The 23,829-nt window shown below is 60.7% G+C and carries 14 protein-coding genes and 4 pseudogenes; 16 read left to right on the forward strand and 2 right to left on the reverse strand.

What is annotated here, in order from left to right:
* Positions 1-5 precede the first annotated feature (5 nt).
* Positions 6-1,208, forward strand: coding sequence for an aminotransferase class V-fold PLP-dependent enzyme (locus ACQVLG_RS20900; protein WP_474290848.1), 1,203 nt, complete (start codon positions 6-8; stop codon positions 1,206-1,208).
* 34 nt (positions 1,209-1,242) lie between these two features.
* Here the strand turns inward: ACQVLG_RS20900 and ppsR are convergent, their stop codons facing one another.
* Complete coding sequence (gene ppsR, locus ACQVLG_RS20905; RefSeq protein WP_230541979.1) at positions 1,243-2,091, reverse strand: posphoenolpyruvate synthetase regulatory kinase/phosphorylase PpsR; 849 nt, start codon at positions 2,089-2,091, stop codon at positions 1,243-1,245.
* 152 nt (positions 2,092-2,243) lie between these two features.
* Between ppsR and ppsA the strand changes: the two are divergent.
* The 5 genes and pseudogenes from ppsA (at position 2,244) to ACQVLG_RS20930 (ending at position 7,836) form a co-directional block, all read left to right on the forward strand.
* Positions 2,244-4,678 (forward strand): annotated as a pseudogene (gene ppsA, locus ACQVLG_RS20910) (phosphoenolpyruvate synthase).
* A gap of 146 nt (positions 4,679-4,824) precedes the next feature.
* Positions 4,825-5,322, forward strand: coding sequence for a Dps family protein (locus ACQVLG_RS20915; RefSeq protein ID WP_152255343.1), 498 nt, complete (start codon positions 4,825-4,827; stop codon positions 5,320-5,322).
* A gap of 179 nt (positions 5,323-5,501) precedes the next feature.
* A complete protein-coding gene (locus ACQVLG_RS20920) occupies positions 5,502-5,924 on the forward strand; it encodes an NfeD family protein (RefSeq protein ID WP_474290849.1) in 423 nt (140 codons plus the stop codon).
* A gap of 15 nt (positions 5,925-5,939) precedes the next feature.
* Positions 5,940-6,884 carry an SPFH domain-containing protein gene (locus ACQVLG_RS20925; RefSeq protein ID WP_230541981.1) on the forward strand — a complete coding sequence of 315 codons (945 nt, stop codon included), beginning with the start codon at positions 5,940-5,942 and terminating at the stop codon, positions 6,882-6,884.
* Between the two features lie 643 nt (positions 6,885-7,527).
* The gene (locus ACQVLG_RS20930; RefSeq protein WP_010397665.1) at positions 7,528-7,836 is read left to right on the forward strand and encodes an H-NS histone family protein; all 309 of its coding nucleotides are present in this window, start codon (positions 7,528-7,530) and stop codon (positions 7,834-7,836) included.
* 302 nt (positions 7,837-8,138) lie between these two features.
* Here ACQVLG_RS20930 and smpB read toward each other — a convergent pair whose 3' ends face one another.
* Entirely contained in the window at positions 8,139-8,588 is a 450-nt protein-coding gene (smpB, locus tag ACQVLG_RS20935; protein WP_034784131.1) for an SsrA-binding protein SmpB, read from the reverse strand.
* 93 nt (positions 8,589-8,681) lie between these two features.
* Between smpB and ACQVLG_RS20940 the strand changes: the two genes are divergently transcribed.
* The 10 genes and pseudogenes from ACQVLG_RS20940 to ACQVLG_RS20985 all read left to right on the forward strand — a co-directional run bounded on the left by ACQVLG_RS20940 (position 8,682) and on the right by ACQVLG_RS20985 (position 23,803).
* Positions 8,682-9,113: a type II toxin-antitoxin system RatA family toxin gene (locus ACQVLG_RS20940; protein WP_035818194.1), complete on the forward strand. Its 432-nt coding sequence runs from the start codon at positions 8,682-8,684 to the stop codon at positions 9,111-9,113.
* The gene (locus ACQVLG_RS20945; protein ID WP_474290850.1) at positions 9,106-9,399 is read left to right on the forward strand and encodes an RnfH family protein; all 294 of its coding nucleotides are present in this window, start codon (positions 9,106-9,108) and stop codon (positions 9,397-9,399) included. The genes ACQVLG_RS20940 and ACQVLG_RS20945 overlap by 8 nt, the downstream gene beginning before the upstream one ends.
* Positions 9,400-9,534: 135 nt before the next feature.
* Positions 9,535-10,996, forward strand: a pseudogene (gene guaB / locus ACQVLG_RS20950) (IMP dehydrogenase).
* A gap of 175 nt (positions 10,997-11,171) precedes the next feature.
* Entirely contained in the window at positions 11,172-12,782 is a 1,611-nt protein-coding gene (gene guaA, locus ACQVLG_RS20955) for a glutamine-hydrolyzing GMP synthase (RefSeq protein WP_070288027.1), read from the forward strand.
* Positions 12,783-13,040: 258 nt separating this feature from the next.
* Positions 13,041-14,813 carry a ShlB/FhaC/HecB family hemolysin secretion/activation protein gene (locus tag ACQVLG_RS20960; protein ID WP_474290851.1) on the forward strand — a complete coding sequence of 591 codons (1,773 nt, stop codon included), beginning with the start codon at positions 13,041-13,043 and terminating at the stop codon, positions 14,811-14,813.
* 70 nt (positions 14,814-14,883) lie between these two features.
* Complete coding sequence (locus ACQVLG_RS20965; RefSeq protein WP_474290852.1) at positions 14,884-15,363, forward strand: ESPR domain-containing protein; 480 nt, start codon at positions 14,884-14,886, stop codon at positions 15,361-15,363.
* Positions 15,360-16,589, forward strand: a pseudogene (locus ACQVLG_RS20970) (filamentous hemagglutinin N-terminal domain-containing protein); the annotation flags it as partial. The gene ACQVLG_RS20965 and the pseudogene ACQVLG_RS20970, both read left to right, overlap by 4 nt.
* 112 nt (positions 16,590-16,701) lie before the next feature.
* Positions 16,702-17,019 (forward strand): annotated as a pseudogene (locus ACQVLG_RS20975) (hypothetical protein); the annotation flags it as partial.
* Between the two features lie 99 nt (positions 17,020-17,118).
* Positions 17,119-17,832 carry a hypothetical protein gene (locus ACQVLG_RS20980; RefSeq protein WP_474295738.1) on the forward strand — a complete coding sequence of 238 codons (714 nt, stop codon included), beginning with the start codon at positions 17,119-17,121 and terminating at the stop codon, positions 17,830-17,832.
* Positions 17,810-23,803 carry a beta strand repeat-containing protein gene (locus tag ACQVLG_RS20985; protein WP_474290853.1) on the forward strand — a complete coding sequence of 1,998 codons (5,994 nt, stop codon included), beginning with the start codon at positions 17,810-17,812 and terminating at the stop codon, positions 23,801-23,803. Before ACQVLG_RS20980 ends, ACQVLG_RS20985 begins: the two co-directional genes overlap by 23 nt.
* Positions 23,804-23,829 lie beyond the last annotated feature (26 nt).

Here is a 23,829-nt window from a genome sequence, read left to right on the forward strand (position 1 = left end):
TCGCCATGTCTTTGCCTGTGCTTGCCGACGGTGCGGCTCGTGACGAGGCCTGGTGGCGCCAGGTGGCCGCGTTTTATCCCGCGCCGCCGGACGCCATCGTCAATCTCGAACACGGCTATTTCGGCGCCATGGCCGCGCCCGTGCAAGCGGCCTTCGAGCAGGCCGTGCGCTACACCAACGAGCAGCTGAGTCCCTTCGTGCGCGGCGAGTTTACGCGCACGCATGTGGATATGCTGCGCCAGCGCGTCGCCGCGCTGATCCATGCAGAGCCGCATGAGATCCTGCTGACCCGCAGCGGCACCGAGTCCATGCAGGTGCTGATTACGCAATACCATGGCCTGGCGCCAGGCGATACGGTGCTGTGGAGTAATCTCGACTATCCGGCCATGCGTACGGCCATGCGCTGGCTGGCGCAGCGCCGTGGCGTCACCAGCACGCAAGTCACATTGGGCCTGCCCATCGGCGATGACGAAATCATCGCCCGTTACGCGCAAGCCATGCGCCAGGCCGTCAAGCCCAGATTGCTGCTGCTGTCGCAGGTGACGCCGGCCAACGGCCAGCAACTGCCAGTAAAGGCTATCATGGCGCTGGCGCGCGAACACGGCATCGACGTATTGCTCGACAGCGCCCATGCGCTGGGGCAGGTCGACGTGGACGTGCAGGCCATGGGCGTCGATTTCGCCGGTTTCAATCTGCACAAATGGCTGGGGGCGCCGGCGGGACTCGGTGTCGTGTATATCCGCGCATCGCAGTTGCACAAGATCGAGCCGCATTTTGGCGACGACGATTATCCGCTTGACGATATCCGCAGCCGCCTGCACATGGGCATGCCGCCGATCGGCGCCATCCTGGCCGCACCCGCCGCGCTCGACTTCCATGAACACCTGGGCGGCACGCCAGCCAAGAGGGAACGCCTGGCCTGGCTGCGCAATTACTGGATCGAACGGGTGGCGCGGCTGCCCGGCGTGCGCATTCTGTCGCCGCTCGATGCGCTGCGTGGCACGGCGCTGGTCGCCTTTGCCGTCGATGGCATGGCGGCGCGCGTGCTGCAGCAGGCCTTGCTGCACCGTTTCGGGGTTTTTACCGTGCAGCGCAATATCGGCGACATGGACGTTGTGCGCGCCACGGTGGCCGTCACCACCACCACTGCTGAACTCGATCAACTGGTGGCGGCGCTGACGGTGCTTTCGAGAGAAACGAACACCTGACAAAACCGACGCGCAGCAGGTTTGGTCAGGCGTTCTAGTACTCGCGGCGGTTCGGCTTGATCTCTTGCAGGATCGTCGTGGAGATCTCTTCGATCGACTTGGTGGTCGACGACAGCCAGCGTATGCCTTCGCGTTTCATCATCTTTTCCGCTTCGTTGACCTCGTAACGGCAATTTTCGATGGCCGCATACTTGCTTCCAGCGCGTCTTTCGTTGCGTATTTCCGACAAACGTTCGGGCGTAATGCTCAATCCGAAAATTTTATTCTTAAATTCCAGCAGGGCCGATGGCAGCTTGTCGCGCTCGAAATCGTCGGGAATCAGCGGATAATTGGCCGCCTTGATACCGTATTGCATGGCCAGATACAGGCTGGTCGGGGTCTTGCCAGAGCGCGAAACACCCACCAGAATGACATCGGCCGAGGACAGGTTCTTGTGCGACTGGCCATCGTCGTGCGCCAGCGAATAGTTGATCGCCTCGATGCGGTTCTTGTATTCCTCGCTGTCGACGATGTTGTGCGAGCGCCCGATGGTGTGGGTCGACATCACGCCCAATTCCTGCTCCAGCGGGGCGACGAAGGTCTGGATCAGGTCCATGTGCATGCCGCTCGACTTGCGGATCACGGCCGACAGGTCGTTTTTCACCAGGGTGGAGAAAATGATCGGGCGCTGGCCGTCGGCGGTGAAGGCTTCGTTGATCTTGCGCGCCGCCTCGTAGGCCTTGTCCATGGTGTCGATGAAGGGCAGGCGGATCTGGCGGAAGCGCAGGTCGAACTGCGTCAGCACCGAATGGCCGAAGGTCTCGGCGGTGATGCCGGTGCCGTCGGAAACAAAGAAAACGGTGCGGGCCGCGGAGGGCAGAGGGGGGCGTAGTTCTTGTGTCATGGGTTTTCGGATCAAGATTGTGCGTCGTCAATTTGCGCCGCACAAGGTAAAATGGCTGTAACGGTATGATTGTGCTGCACGACGCCAAGAATAACAAGAAGACTGTCCGTGCGCCGCGCGTAAAGATTTCTATCATCAGTAAGGGTGTCATTATGACCAACGCAGTATCGCAACAGCAGGAAGACAAGGACGCGGTGTATGTTGCCTCGTTCGAGCATTTGCGCATGACGGATGTCGAATCCGTCGGCGGAAAGAACGCCTCCCTGGGCGAAATGATCAGCCAGCTGGCGGAAGCCGGCGTGCGCGTGCCCGGTGGCTTTGCCACCACGGCGCAGGCATTCCGCGATTTCCTCTCGTATAGCGCCAACGGCGGCTTGCCGCTGGCCGAACGCATCGCCCAGCGCCTCGAAGGGCTGAACATCGATGACGTGCGCGCGCTGGCGCAAGCCGGCGCCGAGATCCGTCAATGGATCGTGGAAACGCCGTTCCAGCCACGCCTGGCCGCTGAAATCGACCAGTTCTACGCCAAGCTGGTAGCCGATTCCGACACGGAAATGTCGTTTGCCGTGCGTTCCTCGGCGACGGCGGAAGACTTGCCGGATGCTTCTTTTGCTGGCCAGCAAGAAACCTTCCTGAACGTGGTCGGCATCGACAACGTGCTTGAAGCCATGAAGCAGGTATTCGCCTCGCTGTACAACGACCGCGCCATCTCCTACCGCGTGCACAAGGGCTTTACGCACGCTGAAGTGGCCTTGTCGGCCGGCGTGCAGCGCATGGTGCGTTCCGACCTGGGCGCGGCCGGCGTGATGTTCACCATCGACACGGAATCGGGTTTCAAGGACGTGGTGTTCGTCACCTCCAGCTATGGCCTGGGCGAAACCGTGGTGCAGGGTGCCGTCAACCCCGACGAATTCTATGTGCACAAGCCGATGCTGGAAAAAGGCAAGTCGCCCGTGATCCGCCGCAATATCGGTTCGAAGCTGCTGAAGATGGAATTTACGAACGAAGCGAAAGCTGGCCGTTCCGTGAAAACCGTCGACGTGCCCGTCGAAATGCGCAACCGCTACTCGCTGAACGACAGCGAAGTGGTGGAACTGGCGAAATACGCCGTCATCATCGAAAACCACTACGGCCGTCCGATGGACATCGAGTGGGGCAAGGATGGCCGCGACGGCAAGCTGTACATCCTGCAGGCGCGTCCTGAAACCGTCAAGTCGCAGCAAAAGGCGACCGACGTGCAGGAACGCTTCAAGCTGAAGAGCACCGGCACCGTGCTGACGTCCGGCCGCGCCATCGGCCAGAAGATCGGCGCCGGCCCCGTGCGCGTGATCCACGACCCGGCCGACATGGAGCGCGTGCAGCCAGGCGACGTGCTCGTTGCCGACATGACGGACCCGAACTGGGAACCGGTCATGAAGCGCGCTTCGGCCATCGTCACCAACCGTGGCGGTCGTACTTGCCACGCAGCAATTATCGCCCGTGAACTCGGCGTGCCGGCCGTCGTCGGCTGCGGCGACGCGACCGACGTGCTGAAAGACGGCACCTTCGTCACCGTCGTGTGCTCGGAAGGCGACGAAGGCAAGATTTACGACGGTCTGCTGGAAACGGAAGTGTCGGAAGTATCGCGCGGCGAATTGCCGAAGCTCGATACCAAGATCATGCTCAACGTGGGCAATCCGCAGCTGGCGTTCGACTTCCAGTCCGTGCCGAATGCCGGCGTGGGCCTGGCGCGCCTGGAATTCATCATCAATAACAATATTGGTGTGCATCCGCGCGCGATCCTGGAATATCCGAACATCGATGCCGACCTGAAAAAGGCCGTGGAATCCGTGGCGCGCGGCCACGCTTCGCCAAAAGCGTTCTATATCGACAAGCTGGCCGAAGGTATCGCTACCATCGCCGCCGCGTTCTGGCCGAAAAAAGTCATCGTGCGCCTGTCCGACTTCAAGTCGAACGAGTACAAGAAGCTGATCGGCGGTTCGCGCTACGAGCCGGACGAGGAAAACCCGATGCTGGGCTTCCGTGGCGCGGCGCGCTACCTGTCGGCTGACTTCTCCGAAGCATTCAACATGGAATGCGAAGCGATGAAGCGCGTGCGCAATGACATGGGCCTGACGAACGTGGAAATCATGGTGCCATTCGTGCGCACCCTGGGCCAGGCCGAGAAAGTCATCGACTTGCTGGCGAAAAACGGCCTGAAGCGCGCGGCGAGAACGACTTGCGCGTCATCATGATGTGCGAAGTGCCGTCGAACGCCATCCTGGCCGACCAGTTCCTCGACCATTTCGACGGTTTCTCGATCGGTTCGAACGACCTGACCCAGCTGACCCTGGGCCTGGACCGCGATTCCGGCATGGAATTGCTGGCCGCCGACTTCGACGAGCGCGATCCTGCCGTGAAAGCCCTGCTGGCCCTGGCCATCAAGGCTTGCCTGGCACGCGGCAAGTACATCGGCATTTGCGGCCAGGGTCCTTCCGACCATCCGGACTTCGCCGTCTGGCTGATGGAGCAGGGCATTGAATCGATGTCCCTGAATCCTGACTCGGTGATCGATACCTGGCAAAAGCTGGCTGCGCTGAAAGCGTAAGCATCTTTATTGCCCCTTGAAAACCCGCTGCCACTGACCTGGCAGCGGGTTTTTTTATGCCTGCCATGCTGCGCACGGCAGTATTTGATGGGCTTGCGCCAGATCAGCTAAAATGATTCCACCAATACATTGAAACGGGAGTTCTCATGGCAAGCAAGAAACCGAGCAAGGCTGCAAAGATCGATATCGGCATTTCCGAGGCGGACCGCGCGAAGATCGCGGAAGGCCTGTCCGGCCTGCTGGCCGACAGCTACACCTTGTACTTGATGACCCACAATTTCCACTGGAACGTGAAGGGGCCGATGTTCAACACCCTGCACCTGATGTTCATGACGCAGTACACGGAACAATGGGGCGCGCTGGACCTGATCGCCGAGCGTATCCGCGCCCTTGGCTATCCGGCGCCTGGTACCTACAAGGAATTCGTCAAGCTGGCCTCGATCAAGGAAATCGACGGCGTGCCGCCGGCGCTGGATATGGTCAGCCATCTGGTGGCGGCACAGGAAGCGACCGCTCGCACGGCGCGCCGCCTGTTCCCATTGCTGGAAAAAGCCAATGACCAGCCGACGGCCGACCTGATCACGCAGCGCCTGGATTTACATGAAAAGACGGCGTGGATGCTGCGCAGCCTGCTGGAGGAATAATTGGCTGGTCCGGTGGCGCTAATTCGCCCCCGGCTATTGACGTCATCCGGAATTGCGTTAGACTGCTTGTATATAGGTGTATGGCAAGAATAATATCAGGCAGTATTGCGCATCAAACCCCGTCGCTTATATAGGCCGCGGGGTTTTTTATTTTTTGGATTCAAATGGATGGAGGCATCATGGCTGAATGGGTGGGCTGGTTTGTGGCGGCAGGTGTGGTATTGATCCTGGAATTGTTCACGGGCACCTTTTATCTGCTGATGATCGCCATCGGGGTCGGCGCTGGCGGATTGGTGGCGCTGGCGGGCGGTAATGGCAGCTGGCAGGCCGTGACGGCGGCAATTGTCGGCGTGGCGGCCACCTTGTTATTGCGGCGCAGCCGTTTTGGCAAGGCGTCGCGGCGCGATGCGGCCCAGGATCCGAATGTGAATCTCGATATCGGCCAAAGCGTGGCCGTGGCCGTGGCGCATTGGGTCGATGGCGTGGCGCGCGTCATGTATCGCGGCGCCTTGTGGGATGTGGAATTGATACCCGGCAGCGATACGCAGGCCGGTCATTACACCATACGTGCCGTGCGCGGCAGCCGTTTGATTGTTGGATAACCTGGAGAGTAGATTATGGAAGTAAACATCGGAAGCGTGTCGCTTATCTTGTTATTGCTGGCATTGGTATTTGTCTTCAAGACGGTCAATGTGGTGCCGCAGCAGCATGCCTGGGTGGTTGAACGCCTGGGTAAATTCCATGCCGTATTGGGTCCCGGCTTGAATATCGTCGTGCCGTTTGTCGACCGCATCGCCTACAAGCACGTACTCAAGGAAATTCCGCTCGACGTGCCGCCGCAGGTGTGCATTACGCGTGATAACACCCAATTGCAGGTCGACGGCATTCTGTATTTCCAGATTACCGATGCCATGCGTGCTTCGTATGGCTCGTCGAATTATATCGCCGCCATTACGCAACTGGCGCAAACGACCCTGCGTTCGGTGATCGGGAAAATGGAACTCGACAAGACATTTGAAGAGCGCGACCATATCAATACGGCCATCGTGAATGCCATTGATGAATCGGCGGCGAATTGGGGTGTCAAGGTATTACGTTATGAAATCAAGGATTTGACGCCGCCGAAGGAAATCCTGCATGCGATGCAGGCGCAGATTACGGCTGAGCGCGAGAAGCGCGCCCTGATTGCTGCTTCGGAAGGGCGCAAGCAAGAGCAGATCAATATCGCCAGCGGCGAGCGCGAAGCGGCCATTGCCCGCTCCGAAGGCGAAAAGCAGGCGTCGATCAACCGCGCCGAAGGCCAGGCGACGGCCATCGTCGCGTTGGCGCAGGCCAGTGCGGAAGCGCTGCGCCAGGTGGGTGCGGCCATACGCGAGCCAGGCGGTGAAGATGCCGTCAATCTGAAGGTGGCCGAGCAGTATGTGGGCGCGTTCGCGCAATTGGCGAAAACAAATAACTCGATTATCGTGCCAGCCAATCTGGGCGATATGAGCAGTTTGATCGCCACGGCGATGCAGGTGGTGAAAACGCAGAAGCCGAAAGGCGGCGTGGCTATTCCCTGATTGCCTGGCTTGCCCGGTGAATAGCAAACTCATAGCAAGTTTGTCGTCAATACTGCCCGCCGTTTCGCGGGCAGTTTTCATTTGTGCTACTGGAATATATGGTGAGAGCAGGGCTGGAGTATCTGTGTTTGAATCATTCGCGTTGAAAATCTTTTCTTTATGCTATGCTGTGCGCACTTTCGGGATTATATGCTGGCGTGCGCCGCTTATCTTTTTAATTGAAGTAAAATCTGCCGCGCATGCGTGGCGATGATTGCGCCGAAATCCGTAACGGATACATGGGTGGTGTCTGGGTAGATGATGCGCAATTGCCGATAGTATTGCTCCCATGTATATTTTGAATTGCTATTTGTAATTACTATAAATTGCAATGAAACAGAAAGTACTGCAAAATAAATACTGCCGATGGCGCTGTATCGAATCGCAGGCGTACAAAGCGGAGGCGACTGCGCAGACTGTCCATGCGTGATGGCTGTTCCCGGGATTGAAGACTTGCAGCGCTTGAAAGCCAGGGAAGTCGAGGTTTTTTGGTGAAAGAATTGTAAAAAACAATCAAATCTCAAGAAAAATCACCTCAGTCGCGTTACAATTGGATAGAATTTAACTGTTCAGTTATATTTTTCAACTCACACAAGGAAATATCATGGATCTGTCCAGCTTATCCCTGTCCGAACTGCGTACCTTGCAGGACGACATCAAGAAGCAAATGAAGAAGCGCGAACAGGACGATCTGTCCAAAGCGCGCGAGCAAATCCTGGCAATCGCCCAGAGCGTCGGCGTTTCCGTAAAAGATCTGGTTGGTACGGGTATCCGCGCTAAAACCGGCACGGTCGCGGTACGCTATCGCAATCCGGATGACGCGACGCAGCAATGGACTGGCCGTGGCCGTCAACCGAAATGGGTCAAAGAGTGGACCGATTCGGGCAAGTCGCGTGATCTGCTGAAGGTTTAACAAACCGTTCATTCGGATGCTTGTCCTGTGGAGTGGCAGGTGGAGTACAAGGCAGCATGCAAGCATCCGGAACTTTCTTGATTTATCGTCGTTGGCCAGGCAGGCCTGTTTGTCTCTCTGCTGCTTATCTCCATGGTATTTTTCTAAATGCCAGTCTTTTTTCCCGCCTTATCTCATTTCATCCCTGTTTTAGTTCTGCTGCGCCGCGCTTTTTTCCGTTTGCCGTAGATGGTGGCAAAATAAAACCCGGCATATAGCCGGGCCTATTTGTGTGAACGCAGCCTGCTGCGCGCGGTGGCGGATCAGCGGCGGTGCGACTTCATTGCTGCCTGCACTTCCCGTGCACCATCGCGGTCACGTTCGGCAGCCCGCTTGTCGTGCTGTTTCTTGCCCTTGGCCAGGCCGATTTCGCATTTCACGCGGCCGCCCTTGTAATGCAGGTTGAGCGGTACCAGCGTATAGCCGGAGCGTTCCACCTTGCCGATCAGTTTATCCATTTCCGCACGGTGCAGCAGCAGCTTGCGCGTGCGTACGGCTTCCGGATGAATGTGGGTAGAGGCGGTCGGCAGGGCGCTGATATGCGCACCGAACAGGAAGAGTTCATCGCCGCGGACGACGACGTAGGCTTCCTTGATTTGTACGCGGGCGTCGCGGATGGCTTTGACTTCCCAGCCTTCCAGCACGATGCCCGCTTCGTAGCGATCCTCGATAAAGTAGTCGTGGAAGGCTTTTCTGTTGTCTGCTATGGTCATGAGATGGTAAATGTGCGCGGGTCGGTTAAACTACTGTCTCGCGCAAGCGCGATAAAATCAAATGTATCCAACATCATAGCAAATGGTTCTTCAATGGCAGTAGTACATAAATCAGTTTTTCTCGGCTATAGCGCCGAACAAATGTTCGCGCTGGTGGCGGCGGTGGAGGATTATCCCAAATTCCTGCCCTGGTGCGGTGCGGTCGAGATTCGCGAGCGGGGCGAGAACACGGTCGTCGCCAGCGTGGGCATACATTACCACGGCGTGCGCCAAAGCTTCACCACATCCAACGAGAACGTGCCCCCGACTTCCATCAAGATGAAGCTGGTAGACGGTCCTTTCAAGACCCTCGACGGCGTGTGGACCTTCAAGGCCCTGCGCGAAGATGCATGCAAGATCGAACTGGACCTGCATTACGAGTTTTCCAGCCGCGTACTGGAGCAGATCATCGGCCCTGTCTTCGGCATGATCGCCAATAGCATGGTCGATTCCTTCTGCAAGCGCGCGGAGACGGTGTATGGCTGACGATATTCAGGTGCAGGTTTGCCACGCCTTGCCCGATAGCAGCTTTCTGCATGCATTGAAGGTGCCTGCAGGCACCACCATCGGGCAGGCGGTGGTGTTGAGCGGCTTGCTGCAGAAAATCCCCGACATCGACCTGGCCGTCAACATGGTCGGCATCTATGGCAAGAAGAAGCCTTTGGATACCGTATTGCGCGAGCATGACAGGGTGGAGGTGTATCGTCCCCTGCAGGCGGACCCGAAAGAAGCGCGCCGGCGCCGCGCCGGCAGCAAGCCTGCCAAAGGCTGAGCGGGCAGGGCGGTGCTAGCCCGTCCGCTGCGTGGCAGCCGCCATTTTTTGCTATTTTCAAATATCTTTTCTATGCTGCAAGGACGGAGGGCACTTTTTTCTGTATAATCTGCTTTTGCGCCAATAGGAAATGCTATGCGTCTACTTCAAAAAGCACTCACATTCGATGACGTGCTGCTCGTCCCAGCCTACTCCAACGTTCTGCCCGCCGATACGTCCCTTAAAACTCGCCTGACCCGCAATATCACCCTGAATATTCCCTTGCTGTCCGCAGCCATGGATACGGTGACGGAAGCCCGCCTCGCGATCGCGATGGCCCAGGAAGGCGGCATCGGCATTATCCACAAGAATTTGAATCCGAAAGACCAGGCACGTGTGAGTGGCCCGCGTAAAGCGTTTCGAAGCAGGCGTACTGCGCGATCCGATCACGATTCCGCCGGACATGAAGATCCGCGACGTGATCGCGCTGACGGAACAATACGGCATCAGCGGTTTCCCGGTTGTCAAGGGCAAGGAAGTCGTTGGCATCATCACCAACCGCGACTTGCGCTTTGAACAGGAACTCGACGCGGAAGCGTCCGCCAAGATGACCCCGCGCGAAAAGCTGGTGGTCGTCAAGGAAGACGCCGATACGGCCGAAGCCAAGCGCCTGATGAACAAGCACCGCCTCGAGCGCGTGCTGGTCGTCAACGACGCATTCGAATTGCGCGGCCTGATCACCGTCAAGGATATCCAGAAGTCGACTTCCCACCCGTTCGCGTCGAAAGACAGCCAGGGCAAACTGCTGGTCGGCGCTGCCGTCGGCGTGGGTGCCAAGGATGAAGAGCGCATCGACCTGCTGGTCGCCGCCGGCGTCGACGTGCTGGTGGTCGACACGGCCCACGGCCACTCGCAAGGCATCCTCGACCGCGTACGCTGGATCAAGACCAAGTATCCGCAAGTGGAAGTGATCGGCGGCAACATCGCTACCGCCGCTGCCGCCAAGGCGCTGGTGGAATACGGCGCCGATGCGGTCAAGGTCGGTATCGGTCCTGGCTCCATCTGCACCACGCGTATCGTCGCCGGTGTGGGCGTGCCGCAAATCACGGCCATCTCGAACGTGGCCGAAGCACTGGAAGGCACGGGCGTGCCATGTATCGCCGACGGCGGTATCCGCTTCTCGGGCGATATCTCGAAAGCGCTGGCCGCTGGCGCCTCGACCGTCATGATGGGTTCGATGTTTGCCGGTACGGAAGAAGCGCCAGGCGAAGTGATCCTGTACCAGGGCCGCAGCTACAAGTCGTACCGCGGCATGGGTTCGCTGGGCGCGATGTCCGACGGTTCGGCTGACCGCTATTTCCAGGACGCCACCATGAAGGCCGACAAGTTCGTGCCTGAAGGTATTGAAGGCCGTGTCGCCTACAAGGGCAGCGTGCTGGCGATCATCTTCCAGCTGGTGGGCGGCGTGCGTCAATCGATGGGTTACTGCGGTTGCGCCACCATCGACGAACTGCGCGAAAAAGCGGAATTCGTGGAAATCACCTCGGCCGGCATGCGCGAGTCGCATGTCCATGATGTGCAGATCACGAAAGAAGCCCCTAACTACCGTTCAGAGTAAGCGTACTGGAGAAACTGTCCATGACTGCGTTCCAGTGCCTCGCCGTACTATTCGTACTGTCTTCGGCACTGCGCCTTGCCCTGAACAGTTTTCCAGCTACGCTATTGTGGTAGCGACAGACCAGACCGGCGCCTAGTGCGCCGGTTTTGTAATGACCTCAGATAAAGTCCCCATCATGCATTCTAAAATCCTCATTCTCGATTTCGGTTCCCAAGTCACCCAGTTGATCGCCCGCCGCGTGCGCGACTCCGGCGTGTTTTCCGAAGTCTTCCCGTATGACGTCAGCGACGAATTCGTGCGCAACTATGGCGCCGCCGGCGTGATCTTGTCGGGCAGCCACAATTCCACGCTGGACGGCGACTCGCCGCGCGCACCGCAAGCCGTGTTCGAGCTGGGCGTGCCCGTGCTGGGCATCTGCTACGGCATGCAAACCATGGCGGCCCAGCTGGGCGGCAAGGTGGAAAACGGCCTGGTACGCGAATTCGGCTACGCCGAAGTGCGCGCCCGCAGCCACACCAAGTTGCTCAACGGTATTGCCGACTTCGTCACCGACGAAGGCCACGGCATGCTGAAGGTGTGGATGAGCCACGGCGACAAGGTGCTGGAAATGCCGCCAGGCTTCAAGCTGATGGGCAACACCCCGAGCTGCCCGATTGCCGCCATGGCTGACGAAGAGCGCCAGTTCTACGGTGTGCAATTCCACCCGGAAGTGACGCACACGGTGCAGGGCAAGGCCATGATCGGCCGTTTCGTGCATGAAATCTGCGGCTGTAAATCGGACTGGAACATGCCCGACTACATTAGCGAAGCGGTGGAAAAAATCCGCGCGCAAGTGGGCACTGATGACGTCATCCTGGGCTTGTCCGGCGGCGTCGATTCGTCCGTGGCTGCTGCCCTGATCCACCGCGCCATCGGCGACCAGCTGACCTGCGTCTTCGTCGACCACGGCCTGCTGCGTCTGGACGAAGGCAAGATGGTGATGGACATGTTCGCCAAGAACCTGGGCGTGAAAGTCATCCGCGTCGATGCGGAAGACCAGTTCATGGGCCACCTGGCCGGCGTCACCGATCCTGAGCAGAAGCGCAAGATCATCGGCCGCGAATTCGTCGAAGTCTTCCAGGTCGAATCGGGCAAGCTGGTCAACGCCAAATGGCTGGCGCAAGGCACGATTTACCCGGACGTCATCGAATCGGCCGGCAAAGGTAAAAAGGGCCAGACCATCAAGAGCCACCACAACGTGGGCGGCTTGCCGGATACCATGAAGCTCAAGTTGCTGGAACCTTTGCGCGAACTGTTCAAGGACGAAGTGCGCAAACTGGGCGTGGCCCTGGGCTTGCCGCATGACATGGTCTACCGCCACCCGTTCCCGGGCCCGGGCCTGGGCGTGCGCATCCTCGGCGAAGTCAAGAAGGACTACGCCGACCTGCTGCGCCGCGCCGACGCCATCTTCATCGAAGAACTGCGCAACACGCCGTATGAACCAGTCGTGGTTCCTGGTTTCGACCAGGATAGCGTGCCAACCAACTGGTACGAAGCGACGAGCCAGGCTTTCGCCGTGTTCCTGCCCGTCAAATCGGTGGGCGTGATGGGCGACGGCCGCACCTACGAATACGTGGTGGCCCTGCGCGCCGTGCAGACGCAAGACTTCATGACGGCCCACTGGGCACACCTGCCGCACAGTCTGCTGGGCAAGGTGTCGAACCGCATCATCAACGAAGTGCGCGGCATCAACCGCGTCGTCTACGATATCTCGGGCAAGCCGCCAGCGACCATCGAGTGGGAATAAATTTCCCTTTGGAAATTTTGCATGTCGAAATGACTGAGTAAGCGAAAGCCCTGTTTTTACAGGGCTTTTTTTATGGCACCTGTTGTGGATGCGATTATCTGATTTCTTGCCATGACGCGGTAAGCTTGTTTACTAGTGGTAATTCGATAGTTAAAAGGCAGTTAGCAAAGAGGAAAAGTTCTCAAGAAATAAATATAGTTGCCATATAGAAATAGTTATTTTATAATTTCCTTACGTAAATAATTATTTGAGGCAACTATGCACCTGCGCTTGACGCCATGGTGCGGTGTATTTTTGTTTAGCAGCACCTTGTGTGCCGCCGTGTCCGCGCAGACCCGTCCCGAAATCGCGCCGCCCCTTCCCACTACGCCTGGCCTCGGCCAGCGCGACGATGCCAGCCAAGAATTGATACGCCAGCAAGAACGCGAGCGCCTCCTGCGCCAGCAGCAGGAACGCACGCCCGACGTGCGCCTGCTCGAGGCGCCCGCGGCCGCCTCCGCCAACCGCCTGCCCGCAGGCGAATCGCCGTGCTTTACCATCGATCATCTGCAATTGCGGGGCGAGGACGCCGCCCAGTTCCAGTGGGCGCTGGCCGCCGCCGCGCGTGACGACCTGGGAGCGCCGGACTCGCCGCTGGGGCGCTGCCTGGGCACGCAGGCCATCAATGTACTGATGGGCCGCATGCAGAACGCCATCATCGCGCGCGGCTATGTCACCACGCGCGTGCTGGCCGAGCCGCAGGACCTGAGCCGTGGCACGCTGGCATTGACGCTGATACCGGGGCGCATCCGCCAGATCGGCTTTGCGCCCGGCACGAATCCCCGCGCCACGTGGTGGAATGCCGTGCCGGCGCGGCCGGGCGACTTGCTCAATGTGCGCGATACGGAGCAGGCGCTGGAAAACTTCAAGCGCGTGCCGACGGCTGAGGCCGATATCCAGATCATGCCGGCCGAGGGCGGCAATGCGAAGCCGGGCGAGAGCGACCTGCAGATCCAGTGGAAGCAGGGTTTGCCGTTCCGCCTGGCGCTGGGCCTCGACGATGGCGGCTCGCGCTCGACCGGCAAGCTGCAGGGCAGCGTGACCCTGTCGTATGACCACTGGCTGACCCTGAACGACCTGTTTTACCTGAGCCTGAACCAGAACGTCGACGGCAACCGCAACGGTCCGCGCGGCACGGGCGGCATGGTGGCCCACTATTCGATTCCCTACGCCTACTGGCTGCTGGCCTTTACGGTCAGCGACAGCCATTACCACCAGTCCGTGGCTGGCATCAGCCAGGACTACAACTACAGCGGCGCCAGCCAGAATCGCGAAGTCAAGTTGTCGCGCCTGGTGTACCGCGACGCCTCGCGCAAGACGACGCTATCCCTGCGCGGCTGGCAGCGCGCCGCGCAAAACTTCATCGACGACACGGAAGTGGAAGTGCAGCGCCGCCGCATGGCCGGCTGGGAGCTGGGTCTTGGCCACCGTGAATTCATGGGCCAGGCAACCCTGGACCTGAATCTGCAATACCGGCGCGGCACGGGCGCGATGGATGCGATGGCCGCGCCCGAGGAAGCGTTTGGCGAAGGCACGTCGCGTTTCAAGCTCATCTTGGCCGACGCGGCCGTGTCGGCGCCGTTCACGCTGGCCGGCCAGCCGCTGCGCTACGCGGGCAGCTGGCGCATGCAGCATAACCGCACGCCACTGGTGCCGCAGGATCGCTTCGCCATCGGCGGACGTTACACGGTGCGCGGCTATGACGGCGAAAGCAGCCTCTCGGCCGAACGGGGCTGGCTGCTGCGCAACGAATTCGGCGTGCCGCTGGGCAACAGCGGCCAGGAAGCGTATGCGGGCCTGGACCACGGCGAAGTATCGGGACCGTCCGCCGAATGGCTGATCGCGCGGCGCCTGACGGGCGGCTTCGTAGGCTTGCGCGGCCAGTGGCTGGGGGTGCAGTACGACGCCTTTGTCGGCTGGCCCGTGCGCAAACCTGAGCTGTTTCGCACGGCCAGCCATACGGCCGGCTTCAGCCTGAACGCCAGTTACTGAGACTGAGACGCCGCAACCAGCCAGCGTTCTCCCCCTTGATCGCATCATTTAATTGTCATTAGGACATTTCATGAACAAGAACCTGTACCGCATCATCTTCAATAAACGCCGTGGCCAATTGATGGTCGTCGTCGCTGAAAATGCTTCCTCGCAAGGCAAGGCTGCCAAGGGGGAGGGGGGCCTGGACAGCGGCGTATTTGAGGGCGATGGCGGTGGCGGGATCAATGGCAAGTTGCGGCCGCTGGCCTTGGCGATATTTGGCGCGCTGGGCATGGTGAGCTTTGTGGCGGGACCGGCCATGGGGCAGATTGTGGCCGACCCAAACGCGCCGGGCCGCCAGCGTCCGACCGTGGTGCAGAGCGCCAATGGTGTGACACAGGTGAATATCCAGACGCCGAGCGCGGCCGGCGTGTCGCGCAATACCTACAGCCAGTTCGACGTGACGGCCAATGGCGCCATCCTCAACACAACAGCCGCGGCAACGTGCAGACGCAGACGGGCGGCTGGGTGCAGGGCAATCCATGGCTGGCGGGCGGCAGCGCGCGCGTGATCCTCAACGAAGTCAATTCGGCCAACCCGAGCCAGTTGCGCGGCTATGTCGAGGTGGCGGGCCAGCGGGCCGAGGTCGTCATCGCCAATCCGGCCGGCGTGGCCGTCGACGGCGGCGGTTTTATTAACGCCAGTCGGGTCACACTGACGACGGGCACGCCTATCCTCAACGGCGGTAACCTGGATGGCTACATGGTGCAGCGCGGGGTGGTCAGCATCAACGGACGGGGACTGGATACCTCGCTGAGCGACTACACGGCGATCCTGGCGCGCGCCGCGCAGATCAATGGCGGCATCTGGGCGCAGGAATTGAAAGTGGTGACGGGAACTAACCAGATCGATGCGGCGCATGGCGTGGGCGCTGGCGTCGCCGCTGCGGGCTCCGTCCCAGCCTACGCACTGGACGTGGCGCAGCTGGGTGGCATGTATGCGGGCAAGATCACCCTGATCGGTACGGAAGCGGGCCTGGGCGTGCGCAACGCGGGCGTTTTGGCGGCCACGGCCGGCAACCTGGTGCTGCAATCGAATGGCTGGTTGAGCAATAGCGGCAACATCCAGTCTGCCGGCGCCGGCAGCCAGACGAGTATTGCCGTCGCGGGTGACGTGGCCAACAGCGGCACTGTGTATGCAGGCGGCGACAGCCAGGTGCAGGCCCAGGGCAATATCGCCAACAGCGGCGTGATCGCGGCCCAGGGCAATGCCAGCGTGCAAGCCACGGGCGCGGCAGCGCGCATCGATGCCACTGCTGGCTCGGTGCTGGCGGCTGGCTTGAATCTGGATAATACCTTGGCCGCCAGCGGCAAGCTGAACGTTTCTGCTGGCGATACCATTGCCGTGCATGGCACGGCCGTGGCAGGCGGAGACAGCAGCCTGGCGGCGCGCCAGCTGGACATTACTGGGGCGCAAGTGTCGGGCGGCAACGTCAGCCTGGGCGCCAGCGCCGGCGACCTTGACGCCAGCCGCGCGCAGGTCAGTGCCCGCGACCGCCTGCAGCTGGACGCGGCACGGACCGTGCGCAGCGATGCGGCGCAGCTGACGGGCCAACAACTGGGCGTGCGGGCGCATGACCTGTCGAACGTGGGCGGCCAGATTATGCAACTGGGCGCCGGCGACCTGGCGATTCAATTGCCTGGAAGCCTCGACAATACGCGCGGCGTCATCGCCACGAATAGCCAGGCCTTGCGCCTGCAGGCAGGTAGCCTGAGCAACCAGGACGGAACCATCCAGCATGCGGGCACGGGCGCGCTGGAGATCGGCGCGGCGCAGATCAACTTGCAGCGCGGCAGCATCGTCAGCAATGGCGCCATGGCGCTGAGCGGCGAACACATCGACCATCGCGATGCCCGCACGGTGGCGGGGCAGCTCAACATCGACGCCGGGACCCTGGACAACCGGGGCGGCAGCCTGGCGCAAAGCGGCCAGGGGCACGACCGGCGTGCAGGTGCGCGGCGGACTGGACAACCGCGGCGGCGCGCTGGAGAGCAATGGCGCGTTGACTGTGCAGGCAAGCAATGTGCACAACCAGAAGGGGCGCATCGTCGCCAGCGGCGATCTGGCGCTGTCGACAGGCGCGCTGGACAACACCGAAGCGACCCTGGCGGCGGGCCGTACACTGCGCCTGGACAGTGGCGACATCGACAATACGCGCGGACAGATCCAGGCGGTAGCGGGCGATGCAGCTTTGATGGTCGCAAAACTGAACAATACGGCCGGCAGCGTGTTTACCGGTGGCAACCTTGCCACCCGGGCCAGCGAAGTGCTCAACAGCGGCAACCTGTATGCGGCCGGCAGCCAGGCGCTGCAGGTGAGTGGCGCCGTCAGCAACAGCGGCGTCATCGCCACCCAAGGTGACAACCGCATTGATGCCAGCCGCATCGACAGCACGGCCGGCAGTCTGCTGGGCGCCGGCATCCGCGCCGACGGCAGCCTGGCCGGCAGCGGCCAGCTGCAGCTGACGGCTGCGCAAGCGATCAGTGCGCATGGCCAAAACCTGGCCGCCGGCAAGACCAGCCTGCACGCTGCCAGCATCGACCTGAGCGGCAGCCAGACGGGCGGCGCGGCTATCGCGCTGAACGCCAGCGCCGGCAACGTCGTCACCGACAAAGCGCTGGTGACGACCACGGGCCTGCTGTCCGTGGCGGCAGCAGCCAGCGGCCAGGCTTTGTCCAACGTGCGCGGCACGCTGAGCGCCGGCCAGTTGGATATCCAGACGGGATCGCTCGACAACCGCAGCGGCACCATCATCCAGACGGGCAGTGGCGACACGGCATTGCAAGGCAGCACCCTGGACAACACGGGCGGGCGCATCGCCGTCAACAGCGCCAACTTGACAGTGCTTGCGGATAAGGTGACTAACCGCGACGGCAGCATCGAGCACGCGGGCACGGGCCGCCTGAACATCGACGCGGTGCGCTTCGATGACGAACGGGGCAAGGTGACGGGGCAAGGTGACGGGCAATGGTTTAGTTGATATCCAGGCGGAAACGGTCGATCACCGTCATGCCGTCACGTCGGGGCAGCAAGTCACCGTGCAAGCCGGCCAGCTGGACAACAGCGACGGTACCCTGCAGCAGACGGGGCCAGGACAGATGCGCGTGGACGTGGCGCAGACCCTGGACAATACGCGCGGCAGCATCGCCGGCAATGGCAGCCTGCAACTGCAGGCGGGTGTGCTGGACAATAGCAAGGGCCGCATCACGTCCGCTGCCTCGGCGGATATCGCCAGCAAGGGTGCGCTGAAGAATATGGACGGCGTGATGGCTGCGACCACTGATTTGAAGGTCGGCGGTATCGCACTGGACAACACGCGTGGCGTATTGCAGGCGGACACTTTGCGTCTGGATGCGGCGACCTTGCTGAACCAGCAGGGGACGGTGAGCGCCGGTTCGGACCTGACGGCGCGGATCAGCGCAGACTTGAGCAATACCGGCTTGCTGTATGCGGGCCGCAACCAGCAACTGACGGTGGGGGGATTGCTGAACAACAGCGGTTCCATCGCCTCCGTTGGCAACACCAATATTTCCGCTAGTAAAGTGACCAGCAGCGGCTTGCTGGGTGCCGGGGTGAAAGCGGACGGCAGCCTGGGTATGGCGGGCGATCTGACCATCAATAGCGATGGCGTGCTGCAAGCGAGCGGGCAGAACCTGGCGGCGGGTAGCGCCTTGCTGACGGCCGATTCCATTGATCTGTCAGGCAGCCAGACGGGTGCGGCAAACATCGGCATCACTGCGCGCGGTGGCGACGTGCTGGCCAACAAGGCGGTCATTTCTGCCAGCAAGTTGCTGGTGATTACCGCCAATGCGAATAACGCCCAGTCGCTGGCGAACAGCCAGGGCCAGCTGGTGGGCGGTCAGTTGCAATTGAACGTGGCCAACCTGAACAACGCCAGCGGCGACATCGTGCAGACGGGCACGGGCGACACCGTCATCACCACTGGCAAGCTGGACAACACGGCAGGCCGCATCGCCGTCAACAGCAATAACTTGGCCTTGAACGCGACGGTGTTGACGAATATCAATGGCAAGCTGGAGCATGCAGGCAGCGGCGTGCTGGCCATCCACGCGGGTCAGTTCAACAACCAGTTCGGCAAGATCACGGGCAATGGCAAGCTCGACATCACCGCCGCGACCCTGGATCACCGCAATGCGACCACCATCGCCAATCAGCTGACCATCAACACCGGCACGCTGGACAATCGCGCCGGCAGCCTGGCGCAAACGGGTAGCGGTTTGATGAACATCAATGCTGTCGGCGTGCTGGACAATACGGGCGGCAAGATCGAAGGCAATGGCGATGCGCTGGTGAAAGCGGATGCGTTGCTGAACAACAAGGGCCGCATCGTGGCGGCACAGGATGCCGAGTTGAACGTCGGCAGCCTGGACAATACCGAAGGGATTGTGGCCGCAGGGCGCAACCTGGCATTGAATAGTGGCAACATCGACAATGCCAAAGGCCAGCTGCAAGCCGTGGCGGGCAACGCCACCTTGAACGCTGCGAACGTGAATAATGCGGCAGGCAGCGTGTTTGCCGGCGGTAATCTGACCACGACGCTCGATACCTTGAACAACACGGGCAGCCTGTATGCGGCCGGCAATCAATCCCTGACTGCAACAGATGCCATCGTGAACACGGGCGTCATCGCGGCGCAGGGCAACAACAGCATCACGGCAAAGACCCTCGACAGCAGCGCAAGCAGCTTGATCGGCGCCGGCATGCAGGCCGATGGCAAGCTGGGTGCGGCCGGCGACCTGACGATCCATACCGAGCAAACGCTGGCTGCGCATGGCCAGAACCTGGCGGCAGGCAGCGCCAATCTGACCGGCACCAGCATCGACATCGGCGGCAGCCAGACCAGCGCCGCGAATATCGGCCTGACGGCAACCCAGGGCGATGTCAGCACGAACAAGGCTGTCGTGACGACGCCTGGCACGCTGAACGTCACGACCAGTTCCACCCTGCACAACACGGACGGCACAGTGCAGGCAGGCCAGCTCGACCTGCACGTGGCAAACCTGGACAACGCCAAGGGGACGGTGTTGCAGACGGGTAGTGGCGACACAAGCATCGTTACTGGCAATCTGGACAATACAGCGGGGCGCATCGCCGTCAACAGCACGGACTTGCACATCGATGCGGCCACGTTGACGAACCGCGATGGCAAGATCGAGCATGCGGGAACAGGCATCTTGTCCGTGCAAGCAGGCGTGTTGGACAACAGCAAGGGCCGCATCACGTCCGCTGCATCAGCCGACATCACCAGCAAAGGTGTATTGAACAACACCGATGGCGTGATGGCTGCGGCCGCCGACTTGCACGTCGGCGGCGTGAATATCGACAACACGCGCGGCGTGTTGCAGGCAGACAATTTACGTCTGGATGCCGTTACCTTGCTGAACCAGCAGGGTACGCTCAGCGCTGGCACGGACCTGACGGCCAAAATCAGTGGTGACCTGAACAATGCCGGCCTGCTGTATGCGGGCCGCAATCAGCAATTGACGGTCGGCGGCTTGCTGAACAACACGGGGTCGATTGCCTCCGTCAACAACACGATAATTTCCGCTGGCAAGGTGACCAGCAGCGGCTTACTGGGTGCTGGCGTGAAAGCCGATGGTAGTTTGGGCACGGCGGGTGACCTGATCATTAACGCAGATGGCGTGCTGCAAGCGAGCGGCCAGAACCTGGCGGCAGGCAGTGCGGTGTTGACGGGGAACAATGTGGACCTGTCGGGTAGCCAGACGGGTGCGGCGCACATCGCCATCACGGCCCTTGCTGGCGATGTCATCACCAACAAGGCAGTCATCTCGGCCAGCAACATGCTGGCCATCACGGCCAATGCGAACAACGCCCAGTCGCTGGTGAACAGCCAGGGCCAGCTGGTGGGCGGTCAGTTGCAACTGAACCTGGCCAACCTGAACAACGCCAACGGCGAGATCGTGCAGACGGGCACGGGCGATACCATCATCACCACGGGCAAGCTGGACAACACAGCCGGCCGCATCGCCGTCAACAGCGCGAACCTGGCTTTGAACGCGACGGTGTTGACGAATATCAATGGCAAGCTGGAACACGCGGGTGCAGGCGTGCTGGCCATCCACGCGGGTCAGTTCAACAACCAGTTCGGCAAGATCACGGGCAATGGCAAGCTCGACATCACCGCCGCGACCCTGGATCACCGCAATGCCACCACCATCGCCAATCAGCTGACGGTCAACGCAGGCAACCTGGACAACCGCGCCGGCACCCTGGCGCAAACGGGTACAGGCTTGATGAGCATCAACAGCACGGGTTTGCTGGACAATACGGGCGGCAAGATCGAAGGCAATGGCGACACGCTGGTGAAAGCGGGCACGTTGCTGAACAAAACCGGCCGCATCGTGGCGGCGCAGGATGCCGGGTTGAACGTCGGCAGCCTGGACAATACCGAAGGGATTGTGGCCGCAGGGCGCAACCTGGCATTGACTAGTGGTAACATCGACAACACCAAAGGCCAGCTGCAAGCCGTGGCGGGCAACGCCACCTTGAACGCTGCGAACGTGAATAATGCGGCAGGCAGCGTGTTTGCCGGCGGCAACCTGACCACGACGCTCGATACCTTGAACAACGCGGGCAGCCTGTATGCGGCCGGCAATCAATCCCTGACTGCAACAGATGCCATCGTGAACACGGGCGTCATCGCGGCGCAGGGCAACAACAGCATCACGGCAAACAGTCTTGACAGCGGCGCAAGCAGCTTGATCGGCGCCGGTATCCAGGCCGATGGCAAGCTGGGCACGGTTGGCGACCTGACAATCAAGACCAAGCAAACGCTGGCTGCGCATGGCCAGAACCTGGCGGCAGGCAGCGCCAATCTGACCGGCACCAGCATCGATATCGGCGGCAGCCAGACCAGCGCCGCCAACATCGGCCTGACGGCAACAACGGGTGACGTCAGCACGAACAAGGCGGTCGTCACGACACCAGGCACATTGAATATCACGAGCAACGCCACCTTGCACAACACGGACGGCACAGTGCAGGCAGGCCAGCTCGACCTGCACGTGGCAAACCTGGACAACGCCAAAGGCACTGTCTTGCAGACAGGTGCAGGCAATACTGTCATTCAGACAGGTAATCTTGATAATACAGCCGGCCGCATTGCCGTCAATAGCGCCAATTTGACCTTAGATACAGCCACCTTGGCGAACAAAGACGGCAAGATCGAGCACGCGGGTAGTGGCATCTTGACGGTACAGGTGGGCGTGCTGGACAACAGCAAGGGCCGCATCACGTCCGCTGCCTCGGCAGATATGGTCAGCAAGGGCACCTTGAACAATACGGATGGTGTAATTGCCGCCACGCAAGAGTTACGAGTTGGCGGCATCAATGTCGACAACACGCGCGGCGTGTTGCAGGCAGACAAATTACGTCTGGATGCCGTTACCTTGCTGAACCAGCAGGGTACGCTCAGCGCGGGCACGGACCTGACGGCCAAAATCAGTGGTGACCTGAACAATGTCGGCCTGCTGTATGCGGGCCGCAATCAGCAATTGACGGTCGGCGGCTTGCTGAACAACACGGGGTCGATTGCCTCCGTCAACAACACGATAATTTCCGCTGGCAAGGTGACCAGCAGCGGCTTGCTGGGCGCTGGCGTGAAAGCCGATGGCAGCCTGGGTACTGCAGGCGATCTGACCATCAGCGCGGATGGCGTGCTGCAAGCGAGCGGCCAGAACCTGGCTGCGGGCAATGCCGTGCTCACTGGCGTGAGTGTGGACCTGTCTGGCAGCCAGACGGGGGCAAGCAACCTTGCCATCACCGCGCGCAGCGGCGACGTACTGACGAACAAGGCGGTGATTTCCGCCAGTAACGTGCTGGCGATCACGGCCAACGCAAACAACGCCCAGTCGCTGGTGAACAGCCAGGGCCAACTGGTGGGCGGTCAGTTGCAATTGAACGTGGTGAATCTGGACAACGCCAGCGGCGACATCGTGCAGACGGGCGCGGGCGATACGATCATCACCACAGGCAAGCTGGACAACACGGCCGGCCGTATCGCCGTCAACAGCAATAACTTGGCCTTGAACGCGACGGTGTTGACGAATATCAATGGCAAGCTGGAACACGCAGGCGCGGGCCTGCTGGCCATCCACGCGGGCCAGTTCAACAACCAGTTTGGCAAGATCACGGGCAATGGCAAGCTCGACATCACCGCCGCGACCCTGGATCACCGCAATGCGACCACCATCGCCAATCAGCTGACCATCAACACCGGCACGCTGGACAATCGCGCCGGCAGCCTGGCGCAAACGGGTAGCGGTTTGATGAGCGTCAATGCCGCCGGCTCGCTGGACAATACGGGCGGCAAGATCGAAGGCAATGGCGATGCGCTGGTGAAAGCGGATACGTTGCTGAACAACAAGGGCCGCATCGTGGCGGCACAGGATGCCGGGTTGAACGTCGGTAGCCTGGACAATACGGAAGGCACCGTGGCCGCCGGGCGCAACCTGGCATTGAACGGTGCTGACATCGACAATACCAAGGGCCAATTGCAAGCCGTAGCCGGCAATGCTGCTTTGACAGTCGGTAAATTGAACAATGCCACCGGCAGCGTGTTTGCCGGCGCCAATCTGAACGCGACACTGACCAGCTTGAACAACGCGGGCAGCCTGTACGCTGCTGGCAATCAGACCTTGAACGCCAGCGGCGCCATTGTGAACACTGGCGTCATCGCGGCGCAAGGCAACAACAGCATCACGGCAAACAGCCTTGACAGCAGCGCAAGCAGCCTGATCGCTGCGGGCATGCAGGCCGATGGCAAGCTGGGCATGTCGGGCGACTTGACGGTCAACACTGCGCAAACGCTGGCCGCGCATGGCCAGAATCTGGCAGCAGGCAATGCCAACCTGACAGGCGCCAGCGTGGACTTGTCTGGCAGCCAGACCAGCGCCGCCAATATCGCCTGACGGCAACTCAGGGCGATGTCAGCACG

The organism is Janthinobacterium sp. TPC_1, assembly GCF_056037845.1.